Source organism: Mycoplasma collis ATCC 35278, from assembly GCF_000701825.1.
Lineage (GTDB): Bacteria > Bacillota_I > Bacilli_A > Mycoplasmatales > Metamycoplasmataceae > Mesomycoplasma_A > Mesomycoplasma_A collis.
In genome coordinates, this window is sequence record NZ_JNJY01000005.1 from 40,741 (window position 1) to 58,008 (window position 17,268).

Here is a 17,268-nt window from a genome sequence, read left to right on the forward strand (position 1 = left end):
TAAATTTTACCTATTTTTAGTAATTTTTTTAATTTAAAAGTAAATAAAAATAAAAAAAATAATTATTTTTTTTGATATTTTTTAAAATTTATTTTTATTTTTAAAACAAAAAAAATAATTATTTAATTAATTATAAACATTTATTTAATTTTTAGCTTTTTCAAAAAAATCTTCTAATTGTATAACCAATGATTCTTTATTTACAAATTGGAAAAATAAATTAGGATCTAACACATTAAATCTTTTATCAATGCCTTTTACTGGATTTTTACGATCAAAAATTTTATTTTGTTGTGTTATATTTACATATGGAAGTTTTTTTATTTTTTCATCTAATTCATCAGGATTTAAATCTTCATTTGTAGCAATTTTAGTTGTTGAATCAGTTTTTTTAACATTTTTAATTCCGGATTTGAGGTGAACAGATATTGTTGGTAAATTAGGGTTTTCATTTTTATTAATGTTATTATTTGCAGTTTCAATTCTTTTATCACTAATTACAGAAGCGGAAATTTTTATCTCTTTATTATTTTTATCAAAAACAATACTATCAAGAATTTTTTGTTCTTCATTTCTTTCGTAGTTATTACTTAATCCTTTAGTTCCGTTTCAGACAACTACATCTACATGAGGAACTCATCCCCCATTAATAGTTTTGTCAGCTACTCTTCCAATTACATCACCCTTTTCTACTTCAATTGGATCTTTGAAGCTAGCTTTTAATACATGAATTTGTTTTCCATTTCTATCTAAAGTAATAACTTCGCCAATTTGTTTAAAGTAATTAAAATCTAAATGAATAAATTTAAAATAAAATTTTTCAATTCCAAAAAGCTCATTATCTAAAATTTCTTGATCAATATCTAGATTTTCACGATCTACTTCATAAAAAAGCGCAGCTCCTATACCTTGCCCAAATGTTTGAGAAGGAAGATAAACACCTCCCACTATTTTCCCTTTGAAAGGAGCATGTAATAATGTATTAGCAGGAACCATTACATCTTCACCTAAATGAACTTGGATACCTGAATTTGGATTTAAATAAATTCCTCTATTATCTAAAAATCCACCAGATAATATCTTAGCATCTGTTCTTTCAGCTAAAGTATTTTCAATTTGAGTTAAATTTTCTTGAGTTAATTCTACTAATTTTAAATTGTAATTATTTGTTGAATCTTGTCAATTTTCTTGTTCATCTTTAAATAAGTAACCTTTTTTTGGAATTCCTCAATTTTTTGTAAAGGTTATATTGTTTAATGAATTTATTTCAGATTCGGATTTTAGAGTAATTTTAAATGATTTAGGATTATTTTCATCTTTTTCAATTTTGATTACATCAAAATTTATTTTTGAATTTTTACTAATTGCTTTAAAATGATTTAAATCATTTACATTAAATTTATCATAATCAATGTGATATTTTGATAAATGACTTTCAATATCTAAAGATACAATTTGATTTAAATATTTTTTAATTTCATTTTCATTTAAGGCTTTAAATCCTTCGACTTTAAATTCAAGATTTTTACCAACTATTTTTCTATTTTTCTCAGCAGTAAAACGATAAATTAAACTTAATGAATTTGTTTTTTCAAAATTTAATTTAACATCAGATAAAAAAGTGTTAAATTCAATTTCATCTTCAATTTTTTTATTTTCATTTAAAGTATTTTTATCAAATTCTACAAAATCTAATAAATCATTTTTAAATTGTTTTAAATAATGTTTATACTTTTTAAAATTTTCTAAAAATTCAAAAATACTTACATCTTTATTAATATCAAATTTTTTAATTGTTTGATTTTCAGAATAAACATTTAAATTTTTAACGTATTCATCTAATTTTGTTTTTAAATTTTGATGTTCTTCATCAATTTTAAAACCTTCTAAATAATAATTAACTATTTTTATTCTTTTTTTGTTATTAATAGAATTAAAAATAAATTTAACAGGAACAACTAATTTTTGTTCATCGTAAGAATCAATTGTAACATTTGCAAAATCTATTTCATAATTAACATTTTTTCAATCAATTTGACTATCATTTTTATCTACTAGCCTATCATTTAAAAATAAATTTTGTTCAGCGGTAAGATTTTGAATAAAATCATTAATAAAAATTTTACTTACATCTGCTTTTGATTCTAATTTTATTTTTTCATTTATTTTCGAATCAAAAAATTTTCATAATTGATATGAAGGAGTTAATTTATAATCTTTTATTTTTTCATCAAAATGAGTTATTAAATACTGATTTATATATTCATTATTTTCAATATTTTTAGGCTCTTCTTTTCTAGGTGGGTTAGAAGGTGTAGCAACTTCTTGACATGAAATTACAGTTGAAAAGGCGATAAAAGGGATTGTTGTTGCTAAAATTAATTTTATTTTTTTATTTATTTTTCATTTTTTCATAATAATATCTCCTAAGCTAATGAAAAATTTATTTTTGCTTTATTAGCAAACAAAAGTAAAGATAAACTAACAATTATTGTTATAATAATTGTTAAAATAAATGAAATAAAAAAATTTATAATTTCATTTTTAGTTACCTTTCTTGTGAATGCTCCATTTATCAAAAATGCAAGAGATAGTCAAACGCTAAACATAAAAAAATCAAATTCAGAGGCAAAAATTAATATAAATGTCAAAATTACAAACATAAAAATAGTTTTTCAAACAACGTTTATTTCAAATTTAACATCGTTAATATAATTTATAAAAAAAACTGAGATTATAAAAATTATTAAAAATATTAATTCTTTTATAAAAAATTTAGAATTTTTAATTTCTTTATATTTGAAAAGATCTTTTCAGTAAACAATATTTAAATCATTAATTTTTCTTGTTGAATATTGAATTAAACTTAAATTATTTTTGTATGTGTATTTTTCAAACCCATAAACAGTAAAATAAACAAATATAATACCTAAAAATGTACCAATAATTTGAGCTGATAAAATATAAGGCAATCCTTTTAGTAAGAAAAAGCCACTAAAATTTTTTTTAACTCCTTGAAAAATACTTTGAATTAAAACATTAATAAAGTTTAAATAAACATGACTTTGCACTTTCATTATAAATGTTTGAATTGATCATGTAATAATTAAAGCGATAAATGTTGATACAGCACATCATAAAGCAAAAAATAAATTATTTTTTTTCTTTTTTGTAATAAGGTATTTCCCAACGAAAATAAAATATGACAAAAATAAACTCGAAATGATTTCGATGATAAATATATCCTTATTAAAAAAAGTATTTAATTTTTCAAAATTTGTCATAATATAAATTTCAATTATAAGCTCATATATATATATATATATAGCAAAAAGTTATAATTAGCTTATTTTTGCTTAAAATTTGATAATTTTTTAAACAAATTGGATTTTTTTATATTCAAAATAAAACTTTTATTTTTTGAAAAATAAAGTAATTATAAATAAAGAATTTGTTTTTTTCATAAAAAAATATATCGCGCTATAATTTTTTTACTTATGAATAAAAATAAAAAAAATATTAAAATTTTTGAGGCTTTTTCTAGTATTGGTTCACAATATCAGGCTCTTAAAAATATTTCTTCAAAACTAAATATAAACATTATATCTACTGGTTTTATTGAGTGATATGTTGATGCAATAATTTCTTATGAAATAATTCATAATAAAGTTCATGATCCAGAATTAGAATTTACTAGAAATAAAATGATTGAAATATTAAATAATTTTAATTTCAGTATCGATTCAAAAAATGAAGTTTCAAAAAATTATTTTGCAAGAATTAAAGAAGATAAATTAAGGAATATTTTTCCTTATTTAAAAAATTTTTATTATAAAAATAATAATACAAATAAAAAAGATAATATGAAAAAGATGAAAATAAAAAATATAAGACAAAGAGAAGAGAGAGAGAGAGAGAGAGACGATTTTGCAATATTAAAAATGTAACAGATTTACCAAATGATATTGATATTTTTACATATTCATTTCCATGTCAAAATTTATCACAACAAGGAAAACAAAAAGGTCTAAAATCAAATACAAGAAGTAGTCTTCTTTGAGAAATAAAAAGAATTTTAGAACATAATATTCATAACTTGCCGAAAGTTTTGGTAATGGAAAATGTTAAAAGTTTATTGCAAAAAAAAATTTCACATGAATTTAATGAATGAATAATTTTTTTAAATTCTTTAGGTTATAATTCATCATATAAAGTTTTAAATTCTCAACATTATGGATCAAGTCAAAATCGAGAAAGAGTTATAATGATCTCTACATTAGAAAAAAAAGATTTTATTTGACATGATGAAGTTAAAAATTCTAAAAAACTTGAAGACATTTTTGTTAACGCATTTCATAATGAAGAAAACTTGAGTTACGGAAATAAATGCAACTAAAATTAAGAAATAAAACTTTTTGCTTGCGCTACTGCAGATGATTGTCCATAAGATGATTGAAAAGCGCTTGCATAAATATCAAAAGAAGCTAAAGTAGTTCCATCTCTTTCATCTAAAAGTGTAAAATCAATATTAAAAGTTTTAAATGAACAATTAAATACTAAAAATAATGCAATAGTAATTGCAGGAATGATAGATGGGAATATAACCATAAAAAATCTTTTTATTGTGCTTAACTCTCAATTTTTGAAACCTCTAATAAGCTTTTATTAATATTTTGTAATGCAGCTAAATAAATAATCATTACATAGCCCGCTATTTGTCAAGTGAAAATAATAGACATAGCAAAAAGCACTTGTCATCTATTTGCTGACGAACTGATTGGTGAGCTACCAAAAATACTAAAAATAGCACGATCAAAAATTAATTGTCATAAATAGCCTAAAACAAGACCGCCAATCATGTTGGGGACGAAAAATATTCCTCTAAATAAATTACGAGCAAATATTTTTTTATTTAAAATATAGGCGAATGTAAAACCTATAACATTTACTAAAATTAATGATAAAAAACTAAATGCAACTGTATATCAAATAGAATCAATAAATCTTTTATCACTAAAAGCAACACGATAATTATCTAGGCCAATTCATTTTCCTTCAAACATTAATTGATTTTGATTTCAATCAGTAAAAGAAAATAAAATCCCTAAAATAATAAGTACAATTAAAACAATTAAAAATATGATAATAGTAGGTAAAATAAGTAATATAAAATATTTTTTGTTATACATATATTTTAGTTAATATAAAATTAAATATCATTTTTTAAATTAAATAAAAGAAATTTAATTTTTAAACTTCTCCTTTCATTTTATAACAAGATCACTAATTATTTTTTTTTAAAAAAAATTAGAAATGCCTCTTTTAGGAGCAGACAAAAAAAAGCAAGTAATAGCTAAAAACAAATAAAAAAACACAAAAAAAATATTTTTTTTCAGGTTCTTTATTTTTTTAATAATCAAAATATTAAAAATAGTGTAAAGTTGCAAAATAAAAATTTATGTATATAAAAAATATTTTTAAAAAAAGATATAAAAAAACTATAGTGATATTACTAGTTTTAATAATAGTATTCACTATAGTTTTTTTATTTTAATTTAATTGATCTTTTAATAGTTCTTTGGCTTTAGATATCTCTACGCTAAAAAAGGAAGTAACACCTCTTTTTTGCATTGTAGCCCCAAATAAATGATCCACTTTTGTCATAGTTCCATGACGATGAGTTATTACTATGAATTGTGTTTTGTCTTTAAGAGATTGTAAAAATTCTGCATAACGAATAACATTAGCTTCATCAAGAGCAGCTTCAACTTCATCTAATATACATAGTGGAATTGGTTTAGCTTTAATAATTGCAAATAAAAGTGAAATAGCAATAATTGCTTTTTCTCCTCCAGAAAATAATTTTAAGTTTTTAATTGTTTTTCCTGGTGGTTGGGCAAAAATTTCAATACCAGTTTCTAAAATATTTTCTGGATCGGAAAATTGTACTCTTGCATTTCCACCACCAAACATTGACATAAATACATTTTTAAATTCTTTATTTACAACTTCAACTGTTTCTTGAATTTTATTAATAATAATTTTATCTAATTCAGCGATCGCTTCTAAAATAATGTTTTTAGCATTTGATAATTCTTCTTCATTTGATTTTAATGAATTATATCTTTCTTGTTGTTCTTCAAATTCTTTAATTGAATCTAAATTTACATTTCCTAAAGCTTTAATATCTTTTTTAAGCTCTTCTACCATTTTTCTAGCATCATCAATATCAGATTCTAATTTATATGATTCTTGAGCATTTTCAAGTGTCATTTGATAATGTTCAGTTAATCTTTTTTGATTTTGGTTAATTAAATAATTAGTTTTTTCTAAATTAGTTTCATTTTTGAAAATTTCATTATTTATTTTATAAATGCTATTTTCAAGCTCATTTTTTTTATCTAAGTTAGGTTGAATTTTTAAATTTAAATCATGAATTCTTGATTTTTTAACTTTAACATCAAGTTCTAATTGGTTTTTAACTATTTCTAATTTAACTATTTGTTCGCTTAATTCATCAATTTGATTCATTTCTAATTCACTTGTATTTATAAATGAAAATTTGAGTTTTAGCTCTTCAACTTTATCCATTAAAATAGCTCTTTTATTTCTAGTTTCTTTAAGGCTATCATTAAATTCATTAATTGAAGATAAAAGCATATTTTTTTGTTGTAAAATTGTTTGTTCTTTTAACTCTAAAGTCTTTTTTTGTTCAGTTAATAAAGGGATTTTAGCTTCTAATTCATTAATTTCATAATCTAATTTCAATAAATTATTTTGCTTATCATTTTTTGATCCACCTGATAAAACTCCTCCAGCTCTAATAACATCACCATCAAGTGAAACAACCATATATTTTAGTTGTACCAATTTTGATAATCTATTAGCATCTTCGATTGTTCTAGCAACAATTACATTACCTAATAAATATTGTTTAAGTTTTTCAAATTCATTTTTAGTATTAACTAATTCATTAGCCATTGCAATAAAGCCTTTTTGGGTTTTTAGCGCCATTAAATGATCGCTTCTAATTTCTTTAGAACTAATAGAAGAAAGAGGAATAAATGTAGCTCATCCAGCTTTATTTTGCTTCAAAAAATTAATAGCATTAACAGCAGTTTCAGAATTATCAACAACTATATGTTGCAAAGCATTAGCTAAAATAGTTTCAATTGCAGTTGCAAATTCAGGATCGGTTTTAATTAAATCAACTACCGCACCTTTTAGCCCTTTAAATAATGATGCATGTTCTAGAATTACTTTTGTTCCTTTAAATAAATTGCTTTTATTATTTTTATAATCTTGCAAAATTTTTAATTTCGCTTTAGATGATTCTAAAATAGTGAAAATTTTTTGTTTTTCATTATTTGCATTAATTAAATTAAATTCTATTTCTTTGATTTTAGAACTAAAACCTTCAATATCATTTTCAATTTTTTGTTCATAAAAACGATATTCTTTTATTTTAATATTACTTTGATTTATTTCACTTTGAATATTTTGCGCTTGTTCTTGCGGAGTTGTTTCAATAAGGCCATCTATAATATCTTGTCTTCTTTGATTAATTTTAGTTTGTCTTATTTCTAAACTGTGTAATTCATTTGTAATTTGTCTTAGTTTTGTTTCTAATTTTTCAGTTTCTAATTCAAGTGTTAATTTACTATCGCTAGTTTGTTTAAAATTAGAATTAATTAATTCTCTTTCTAGTTCAAGTTCTTGTTTTATTTCTTTGGCTTTTTCTAGATCTTCAACTAATTGTTTAATTTTAGCATTATAAAAAATTAAATCTTCAGCTAAAAGACCAACCTCAATTGATTTTAAAGCATCATTTTTTTCAATAAATAATTTAGCTTTTGTTGCTTGTTTTTCTAATGATGATAATCTTTTTTCAATTTCATTAATAATAAGTCTAATTTTATCAAGTGCTTCATCAGTAGATTCTAATTTTTTTAAAGCTTCATTTTTTCTCGTTTTATATATAGAAGTTCCAGCTGCTTCTTCAATAATAGCTCTTCTATGTTCCGGTGAAGCTTCCGCTATATCACTAATAGTTCCTTGCGAAATGATAGCTAATGAAGATTTGGAAATTCCAGATTCCATTGCAATTTCTTTAATATCACGATATCTAGCTAATTCGCCGTTAATATAATATTCATTCCCAGCTTTGCCACGGTGTAAAACTCTAGAAATAGTAAAAAAATCATGCGGAATTGAAACAGCTTTATCTCTATTATCAAAAGTTAATATAACTTCAGCTTTATTAAGTTCTCTTACTGTTTTAGAACCAGCAAAAATAACATCTTCCATTTTATCACCACGTAAAGCTTTGGAAGATTGTTCACCTAAAACCCATTTAATAGCATCATTAATATTTGATTTCCCTGAACCATTAGGCCCAATAATTCCAACAACCCCACCTGTAAAATTTAAAACTACTCGATCAGCAAATGATTTAAAACCTTGTGCTTCGACTTTAATTAACTTCATATTTTAACCTCTCTAGTGCATTAATAGCAGCATTTGTTTCAGCTTCTTTTTTACTTTTACCACTGCCTCTTCCATAAATTTGTTCTTCAAAAATTACTTTAGATTCAAAATTAGTTTCATTTCAAATTGTTTTATATGTTGCTGTTTTTTTGGTAGAACCTTGAAAATATTCTTGAAGTAGCGATTTTGGATCTTTAACAATTTGCTTGTTATTTTCAAATAATTTATAAAGTGTTTCTTTTAAAAAAAATTCTAATTTTTCTTCACCTTGATCTAAAAAAATAGCGCCACATAAAGCTTCAAATAAATCAGCATTTACTTTTGGATTATCTAAAATCTCTAATGATCCTTTCGAAATTTTTAAATAACTATTTAATTTTAAATTATGTGCAATTTTTGCAAGTGCATTTGTATTTACAATTTTCGATCTTTGAATAGTTGCATCACCTTCATTTATTAAAGGTGATGAATTATAAATTAATAAACTTGTTTTAAAATTAATTAAAGCATCTCCTAAAAATTCTAATATTTCATAATGAGGAGTGTTTTTATTTTCATTGCTATATGTTTTATGAGTAAAAGCTTGGATATAAAGTTCAATTTTATTTGGAATAATGTTAATTTTTTTTAATAATTCATTAATTTTGCTGTTCATCTAATTTAACCATTTCAGTTTTTAATTTATCTAAAATTTTACTTTCAATTGCAATTTTAATTTGATTAAAAGCTCCTTTGTAAGCTTTAAAATCGGATGAGCCATGAGCTTTAATAACGATTCCATTTATCCCTATCACTCAAGCTGCTCCTACATTACGATAATCAAATTTTTCTTTAATTTCAGTAAAAGCTTTTTTTAAACCTAGAGCAAAAATTTTTCTTCAAAATGTTTGGGTTATTTTAGTTTTTATTAATTTAGATAAATTTAAAACAGTTCCTTCAAGTGCTTTTAGAGTTAAATTTCCACTATATCCATCAGCTAAAACAATATCGGTATCTAGGCTAAATATATTTCTAGTTTCGATAAAACCTTGATAATTTACTATATTATTATTTTCTAGTAAAACATTTGCTTTTTGATGAAATTCAAAACCTTTATCTTTTTCTGTTCCAATATTAATTAATCTACAAATAGGTTGTTTTTTGTTAAAAAGATTTTGACTAAAAATTGTGGCAATAATAGCTCATTGTTCTAAATATTCTGCTTTTGTCTCTAAATTAGCTCCTGCATCTAATAAAAGAAAAAATTCATTATTATTCATTTTAGGAATCATCGGCATAAAAGCAGGTCTTAAAACATTTTGTAATCTTTTTAATTTCATAGTCGCAAGTGTTAAATAAGCTCCTGAATCTCCAGAAGATAACACTGCATCTACTTTATTATTAGCTAAAAGTTCAATAGCTTGTGACATTGAAGTTTTTTTCCTTAAAATTTCTCTTAAATTAACATTAGTTTTAGGAACAACATCTTTAACATCATAAATTTCAATATTTGGGTGATCTTTAATTAAAAATTTATCAATTTCATTTTTATCACCAACCAAGATTACATTATAGTCACTATTATTTTTCACAAAATCAAGTGCAGCATTTATTCCATGTTGCAATCCATTATCGTTTTGCATTAAATCAAAAGCAATTTTTTTCATTATTCAACTCCTATTAAAAAGTGATAAGTTTTTTGCTCGCCATTTTTAATTTCAACTTCAATATCGTAATTTTCTTCAACATAATCAGCAATTTCTTTAGCATCACTTTTAGTTGCATCTATTCCATAATAAATTGTAATCAAATCAAAGGAAAAATTACTATTTTCATTCATTAAAATTTCAATAGAATTAATAGCTGCTTCAACATAATTAGAAACAGAAGTTACAATTTTATTGTTTAATATTCCGATAAAATTGTTATTTTTTACTTTTATACCATCAATTTTAACGTCACGATTAGCTTGAGTTATTTCGATTGTATTAATTGATTTAATAGCATCTTCCATTAATTCTTTATTTTCTTTTCAACTTATTTCTTCACTGAAATTTAAAATGGCATTAATTCCTTGGATTGGTGTTTTGCTTGGAATAATAATAACATTTTTGTTTGTAACAGTTTGCACAGCTTGCTGCGCACTTAAAATAATATTTGAATTATTAGGTAATAAAAAAATGTTTTTTGAATCAACTTGTTCAATTGCATCTAATATGTTTTTAATTGAAGGATTATTAGTTTGGCCTCCTTCAATAATAAAATGAGCACCATATTCTTTCATTACATTAATAATTCCTTGTCCAGTATTACAAGAAATAACAGCGTTTTTTAATTTTTTATTTACTTGTTGATTTTGAGAAATAATTTTTGAATTATTAGCTTGTTCAACCATATTATCAATTTTGATTTTATTAAATTCACCAAATGATTGTAAATTATTTAAAATTTTACCAGGTTTTAAAGCGTGGCAGTGCACTTTTACAATATCTTCATCTTGAACAACAACTAATGAAGATGATAAGTTTTCAATTTTATTTATAAGTGTTTGCTTATTAAATTTTTTAGGTTTATTTAACTGAATGATAACTTCTGTGCAATAACCAAATTCTCCATCATAAACTTCATTATCGCTAACAAAATTTTCAACATTTTCAGCAACTTGCGAAATTTCTACAGGCTGATTAATTAAATATTTATACATTCCTTCAAGAATTAAATAAAACCCTTCCCCACCAGAATCAGTTACATTTACTTCTTTTAAAATCGGTAATAAATTAGGAGTATTATTACAACTTTTTTTAGCTGCTTCAATTGCGATTTTAAATAAACTTTCAATATCAGTATTAGGAGTAACAGTTTTCTCTAATTCTTCTGTGGTTTCTCTGATAATTGTTAAAATTGTTCCTTCAACAGGTTGTAAAACAGCTTCGTATGCCTTTTTTGTTGCATTTGAAAAAGCTTCAACAACTTGGAAATTATTAGCATTTTTTTTATTTTTAAAATATTCAGAAAATCCCCTAAAAATTTGTGATAAAATTACACCAGAATTTCCTCTTGCTCCAATTAACATACTTTTAGAGATTAAATTAGAAACTTCTCCTAAATCATCAAAATTTTTATTTATTAAATTTTGTGATGCTGAACTAACGGTAGATGCCATATTTGTACCAGTATCACCATCAGGAACAGGAAAAACATTTAAAGCATTGATTTTTTCTTTGTTATTTTGCAAATTATTTGAACCTGAAATAAGCATTTGAGCAAAAATATCAGCTGTTAAAATTTTAAGTTTTTTCATTTTAATTAACTCCTTTGATATGAATATTTAAAACCGAAATTTTAAAATTATTTTTTTTTGCATAATATTTTACAACAGTCGCAATTTCTTTTACAATAGTTTTAGCATTAACGGTTTGTAAAATAATAATTGCTAAATTAATAATAACTTCATTATTTTGTTGAATTTTATTTATTGCGTTATATCATAATTTTTTTTCTAATGGTCCTGAATAAACTGAAAATTCATCAGCATTAAGATGGCTAAATCCATAAATACCAGCTATCATTGAAATTTTATCTAAAATTTTTTTTTCAAAATTGTCAAAATTCATATTTCTCCTCAAACAATTTAAAGCAGTAAATAAAAACATATTTTAATAAATTATTTAAATTTTAACAAATTTTTTAATTATTAATTTTAATTAAAGTGTTTATAATATTTAATATTAAAAAAAATATTAACTCTTTAATGGAAAAAATATGGTTATAAAAGATAGAATATTAACAGGTATAACGGCTACTGGACAGCTAACAATTGGTAATTATATAGGCGCTATAAAAAATGCTTTAAATTTTCAAGAAAATTATCAATTAATTATTTTTGTCGCCGATTTACATGCATTAACTTTACCAATTAAAAAAGAAGAATTACTTAAAAATAAAAAAGATATTTTTGCACTTTATTTAGCTTCTGGAATCGATCCTGAAAAAGCAATTGTTTTTTATCAATCTGATGTAATAGAACATAGTGAAATGAATTGATATTGTTTAGTTAATACAACTTTAGGCGAACTTAATAGAATGACACAATTTAAAGAAAAATCGCAAAATATTAAAAATGATAATAAAACTAATTTAATTCCTACTGGATTGTTGATTTACCCCACACTTATGTCAGCTGATATTTTGCTTTACAATCCAAAATTTATTCCAGTTGGTCAAGATCAAACCCAACATGTTGAATTGACTAGAAATATTGCTAACCGAATGAATAAAAAATATAATGCAAATTTAAACATTCCAAAAGTTGTAAATATGGAAATTGGTTCTAAAATTATGTCTTTAGTTGATCCTTCTAAAAAAATGTCTAAATCTGACATTAATAAAAATAGTTCGATTTTTTTATTAGATGATCCTGAAATTGCTTATAAAAAAATTCAAAAATCAGTAACTGATTCTGAAAATAAAGTTTATTTTTCCACTGATAAACCTGGAGTGTCTAATCTTTTAACAATATATTGCTCTTTATTAAATATAACAATTGAAAAAGCTGAAGAAAAATTTAAAAACGCAAATTACAAAGAATTTAAAGATGAAGTTGGAAATGTTGTGAAAGAATTTTTAATAGATTTACAAAAAAAATATCACTATTTTATAGAAAAGATTGATATTTATGCTGAACAAGGAAGAAAAAAAGCACAAAAAATAGCTTTTGAAACAATTTCAACTATTAAAAAAGGAATAGGTCTAAAATAATGAAATTTAATAAAAATTTAAACCATACTGCTAGCCATCTTTTAGCTAGTGCTGTTGTAAAATTATATCCTGATGTAAAATTAGGTTTTGGCCCTGCAACAAACGAAGGTTTTTATTATGATTTTAGTTTTAAAAATCCAATAAATGATCAAGATTTAGCGAAAATTGAAAAAATGATGCATAAATTAGCATCAGGTGGTTATAAGGTTAAACAAACATTTGGAGAAAATTATAATTTTGATACTAAACCTTTTAAAAAAGAGCTTTATGACGAAATAAAAGCAAGTGGTAAAATAGCTACTTTTTATTCATTAATCAACCCTTCGAATAATGAAATTTTATTCGAAGATCTTTGTGTTGGTTCTCATATTGAGAGTGTTTCAAATCTTAAGCATTTTAAAATATTATCTTTAGCAGGTGCTTATTGAAGAGGTAAGGTTGAAAATGAACAACTAACAAGAATTTATGGTACAGCTTGAGAAACTAAAGAAGAATTAGAACAATTTTTAACAATTCTCAAAGAAAGAAAAGAAAGAGATCATAGAAAAATTGGTAAAGAGTTAAATATTTTTACTTTTTCTAATTATTTTGGACAAGGTTTTCCTATTTGACTTCCTGATGGTATGAAAATTAAAAATGCAATTGAAAATTTAGTGTTAAAACTAGATAAAAAATATGGTTTTCAAGAAGTTTTAACTCCACATTTTGGAACAAAGCAATTATATGAAACTTCAGGTCATTTAGAACATTATAAAGAAGATATGTTCAAAACTATTCAAATGGATAATGAAGAGTTAATTGCAAGACCAATGACTTGTCCTCATCATATAATTTTATTTGATAAAAATAAAAAAAGTTATAATGATTTACCTTTAAGATATTCAGAACAATCAAGATTATATCGTTATGAAAAATCAGGGGCATTAACAGGACTTGAAAGAGTTAGAGCAATGGATTTAACCGAAGGTCATGTTTTTGTAACTAAAAATCAAATTGTAAGTGAATTTAAAAATCTTTATGCAATGATTAAAGAGATTTTAAAACTATTTAAAATTCAAATTGATTATGTTTCTTTTTCAAAACGTGATCCTGAAAATAAAGAAAAATTTTATGATGATGAAAATATGTGAAATAATGCCGAAACTGATTTAAAACAAGTTTTAGATGATTTAAAAATTAAATATGTAGAAAAAGTTGGTGAAGCTGCATTTTACGGGCCGAAAATAGATTTTCAAATCAAAACAGCTTTAAATCATGAAATAACATTATCAACTTTACAATTAGATTTTCTTTTACCTCAAAGATTTAATATTTCATTTATAAATAAAAATAATGAAAAAGAAATTCCAATTTTAATTCATAGAGGACTTATCGGGACTTATGAAAGATTTATATCAATTTTATTAGAACAAACAAAAGGAGTTCTACCATTTTGATTAAGTCCTAAACAATTTGTAGTTATTCCTATTGATAATAATAAACATTATAAATATGCAAATGAAATTTATAATGAGTTATTTAATTTAGAATTCAATGTAGAAATTGATAAAAGAGATGAAAGAATTAATAAAAAAATTAGAGAAGCACAAATTTCTAAAACTAAATATCAAATCATTATTGGTGATAATGAACTTGAAAATCGTATAATAAGTTTTAGAGAATATGGAAAAAACGAAACTAATGAAATTAAATTTGATAAATTTATTAAATTAATGTTAGAAAAAAGAAAAAATTATTATTAAAATTTATGGATAAAAAAAATATATTTTTACATATTTTTTTGGTTTTTATTCCAGCGTTAATAATTTATTTTTTTCTTTCACCTGATATTTATAAAAAAGAAATTATTCCTTATTATTTTCTATTTTTAATAGCATTAGCTTATTTAATAGTTTTTTTCTTTTCAGCACTATTTTTTATTTTAATTAAAGTGCTTAAATTAAATTTTTTAAATTATAGTTTAACAATTGCTATTTGTTTTTTCTTAATAATAATTAGCTATCCATTAACTCTAAAAAATGAAAGAATATTAATTTTAATAAGGATATTATTAATTTTTCTTTCGACTTTTAGTTTTATACCCATTTTTTTAATAACAAAATATATCGAACAAAGAAAGAGAAAATAAAATGAAAACAAAATATATAATTGGAAATTGAAAAATGAATAAAACATCAACTGAAACAAAAAATTTTATTGATGAATTTAATGAATTATACAAAATAAATAAAGATAAAATTCAAAATGTTAATTTTGCTATTGCAGCTCCTTTTGTTAATTTATTTTTATTTAATGAGAGTAAAATAGAATTTGCAGCTCAAAATATGTCGCAATTTGAAAAAGGCGCATATACTGGCGAAATATCAGCTAGTATGTTAAAAAATTTAAATACTAAATATGTTATTTTAGGTCATTCAGAAAGAAAAAGTTATTTTAATGAAAGTGATGAGATTATTAATAAAAAATTACATTTAGCTTTAGAAAATAACTTAATTCCTATTGTATGTATTGGAGAAACATTAGAACAATATGAAAATAACCAAACAAAAGAAGTTATATTAAATCAAATTAAAAAATCATTAAAAGGAATTAATGATTTTTCAAAAATTATTATTGCTTATGAACCAATATGAGCAATTGGTACAGGAAAAACAGCAAGCTCTAAATTAGCACAAGAAATGTGCCAATTTATAAGAGAAAACACAAGCAAAAATGCCATAATCCAATATGGTGGTTCAGTTTCTAGTGAAAATATCGCTGATTTAATGTCTCAAAATGATATAGATGGTGCATTGGTTGGTGGAGCTTCATTAGATGCTAAAAGTTTTATAAAACTATTAACATTAAATAAATAATATAATATTTAAATATATAATTTTAATATATTAAAAGGAAAGGGATTATATGATTAAACTTTTTACTAGTACAATAACTGAAAACACAAATACAGTTTATACCCATACAGCAGGCGGAGTTGGTCTTGGTGGTTGAATTGGAATTGTAATTGCAGTAGCTATTATTTTATTTTTAATAGGCGGAGTTTTAGGATTGTTATTATCAAAAAGAAATTTTGAAAAACAATTAAAAGAAAATCCTCCTATTAGTGAAAAAATGGTTAGAGCTATGTTTTTACAAATGGGGAGAAAAGCATCAGAAAAACAAATAAAAGCTGTTATGAGATCTGTTAAAAACGCCAAATAAACAAAATTAAAAAATTAAAAATCTTTTAGTGACTAAAAGATTTTTTTAATGCTATTTTTCAAGTTATTTTATATTTATAATTCTAAAAAAAACACAAAATTTATATATAAAAAAGCTTTTTTTAACAAAAAAGCCATTCAAAAAAAGCAAGGAGAGTAATTCATAATATTCCCACTAAAAAATATTATTATTTAAGTAAAAAAAAAAAAAAAAATCTCAAAGAAATAAATTAAATTATTAATTTTAATAATTTTTGTTCTGTATTTTCAATTAAAAATTTTATTTTTTTTATTTGTTTTGGAATTTCTAATATAAAGTTTTGCAATTTTAATGGAGGTAAAAATATATCTATTTCTTTTAAAATTTCTTTACTTAAAAAACCCTGAGCAGAACCTTTAGAAATTTTGTTTAAATCTTTTAATAAAAGAACATTAAATAAATATTTTTCTTTAGTTAAAATATCATTTTTGTTTTTTAAAACAAAACAGTTATTTGTTACTGAAAATTTTTCATCAACATATTTTACGGTTCCAGCGTATTTTCCATGACTTGAAATCAAAATATATTTACCTTCAAAATCAAATGTTTTTAAAAAACCAAAAATTCCATTATTTTGTGTTTTAGAAGAATAAACTGGATATTTACCATAATTTTCATTTAAATTTTTAATGGTAATATTTTTTCCTGTTTCAATATTAACTAAATCTTTTAATTTAAATTTTGCTTTATTTAATGAGTGAAAATTTATTAAATTCATTATTTTTATATTAAATAAATTTTGTTTTTCAAGAATCTTGGTTAGATTATTTTTAATTTTTTCTAGTGGATCAATAATATCTATTA

The 17,268-nt window shown here is 22.7% G+C and carries 17 protein-coding genes; 7 read left to right on the plus strand and 10 right to left on the minus strand.

All coding sequences use genetic code 4. From position 1 onward, the window contains the following. Window positions 1-144: 144 nt before the first annotated feature. The gene (locus T403_RS0101880; RefSeq protein ID WP_033161129.1) at window positions 145-2,415 is read right to left on the minus strand and encodes an MSC_0775 family lipoprotein; all 2,271 of its coding nucleotides are present in this window, start codon (window positions 2,413-2,415) and stop codon (window positions 145-147) included. Window positions 2,416-2,426: 11 nt separating this feature from the next. Then, complete coding sequence (locus T403_RS0101885) at window positions 2,427-3,284, minus strand: MAG4940 family membrane protein (RefSeq protein WP_033161130.1); 858 nt, start codon at window positions 3,282-3,284, stop codon at window positions 2,427-2,429. Between the two features lie 213 nt (window positions 3,285-3,497). Here T403_RS0101885 and dcm_N point away from each other — a divergent pair, with 213 nt between their 5' ends. Beyond that, the gene (gene dcm_N, locus T403_RS0101890) at window positions 3,498-3,947 is read left to right on the plus strand and encodes a DNA (cytosine-5-)-methyltransferase N-terminal subunit (RefSeq protein WP_033161131.1); all 450 of its coding nucleotides are present in this window, start codon (window positions 3,498-3,500) and stop codon (window positions 3,945-3,947) included. Further along, a complete protein-coding gene (locus tag T403_RS04595; protein ID WP_240532059.1) occupies window positions 3,935-4,396 on the plus strand; it encodes a DNA cytosine methyltransferase in 462 nt (153 codons plus the stop codon). Before dcm_N ends, T403_RS04595 begins: the two co-directional genes overlap by 13 nt. Before the next feature lie 2 nt (window positions 4,397-4,398). Here the strand turns inward: T403_RS04595 and T403_RS04235 are convergent, their stop codons facing one another. The 7 genes from T403_RS04235 to T403_RS0101925 form a co-directional block, all read right to left on the minus strand. Continuing rightward, window positions 4,399-4,608 (minus strand): hypothetical protein, encoded by a 210-nt coding sequence (locus tag T403_RS04235; protein WP_051619066.1) that lies wholly within the window; start codon window positions 4,606-4,608, stop codon window positions 4,399-4,401. A 20-nt stretch (window positions 4,609-4,628) separates the two neighbouring features. Beyond that, window positions 4,629-5,189: a carbohydrate ABC transporter permease gene (locus T403_RS04155; RefSeq protein ID WP_051619068.1), complete on the minus strand. Its 561-nt coding sequence runs from the start codon at window positions 5,187-5,189 to the stop codon at window positions 4,629-4,631. 361 nt (window positions 5,190-5,550) lie between these two features. Beyond that, a complete protein-coding gene (locus T403_RS0101905) occupies window positions 5,551-8,487 on the minus strand; it encodes an AAA family ATPase (protein ID WP_033161132.1) in 2,937 nt (978 codons plus the stop codon). Beyond that, window positions 8,474-9,142, minus strand: coding sequence for a ribonuclease III (gene rnc / locus T403_RS0101910; RefSeq protein ID WP_033161133.1), 669 nt, complete (start codon window positions 9,140-9,142; stop codon window positions 8,474-8,476). The genes T403_RS0101905 and rnc overlap by 14 nt, the downstream gene beginning before the upstream one ends. Next, window positions 9,126-10,133: a phosphate acyltransferase PlsX gene (gene plsX / locus T403_RS0101915; protein WP_033161134.1), complete on the minus strand. Its 1,008-nt coding sequence runs from the start codon at window positions 10,131-10,133 to the stop codon at window positions 9,126-9,128. Before plsX ends, rnc begins: the two co-directional genes overlap by 17 nt. Then, window positions 10,133-11,767: a DAK2 domain-containing protein gene (locus tag T403_RS0101920; RefSeq protein WP_033161135.1), complete on the minus strand. Its 1,635-nt coding sequence runs from the start codon at window positions 11,765-11,767 to the stop codon at window positions 10,133-10,135. The genes plsX and T403_RS0101920 overlap by 1 nt, the downstream gene beginning before the upstream one ends. A 1-nt stretch (window position 11,768) precedes the next feature. Next, complete coding sequence (locus tag T403_RS0101925; protein ID WP_033161136.1) at window positions 11,769-12,080, minus strand: hypothetical protein; 312 nt, start codon at window positions 12,078-12,080, stop codon at window positions 11,769-11,771. A 154-nt stretch (window positions 12,081-12,234) separates the two neighbouring features. Here T403_RS0101925 and trpS point away from each other — a divergent pair, with 154 nt between their 5' ends. The 5 genes from trpS to T403_RS0101950 are packed head-to-tail and all read left to right on the plus strand — an operon-like array spanning window position 12,235 to window position 16,425. Further along, on the plus strand, window positions 12,235-13,224 hold the full coding sequence (gene trpS / locus T403_RS0101930; protein WP_169734598.1) for a tryptophan--tRNA ligase: 990 nt from the start codon (window positions 12,235-12,237) through the stop codon (window positions 13,222-13,224). Beyond that, a complete protein-coding gene (thrS, locus tag T403_RS0101935) occupies window positions 13,224-14,966 on the plus strand; it encodes a threonine--tRNA ligase (RefSeq protein ID WP_033161138.1) in 1,743 nt (580 codons plus the stop codon). The genes trpS and thrS overlap by 1 nt, the downstream gene beginning before the upstream one ends. Window positions 14,967-14,971: 5 nt before the next feature. Continuing rightward, the gene (locus T403_RS04690; RefSeq protein WP_033161139.1) at window positions 14,972-15,352 is read left to right on the plus strand and encodes an MAG3450 family membrane protein; all 381 of its coding nucleotides are present in this window, start codon (window positions 14,972-14,974) and stop codon (window positions 15,350-15,352) included. Between the two features lies 1 nt (window position 15,353). Beyond that, entirely contained in the window at window positions 15,354-16,079 is a 726-nt protein-coding gene (tpiA, locus tag T403_RS0101945) for a triose-phosphate isomerase (protein WP_033161140.1), read from the plus strand. Window positions 16,080-16,128: 49 nt separating this feature from the next. Continuing rightward, window positions 16,129-16,425, plus strand: a complete 297-nt coding sequence (locus T403_RS0101950; RefSeq protein WP_084273840.1) for a YneF family protein — start codon at window positions 16,129-16,131, stop codon at window positions 16,423-16,425. A 229-nt stretch (window positions 16,426-16,654) separates the two neighbouring features. Here the strand turns inward: T403_RS0101950 and T403_RS0101955 are convergent. Continuing rightward, a partial coding sequence (locus T403_RS0101955) for a restriction endonuclease subunit S (RefSeq protein WP_033161141.1) occupies window positions 16,655-17,268 on the minus strand: 614 nt, incomplete at its 5' end.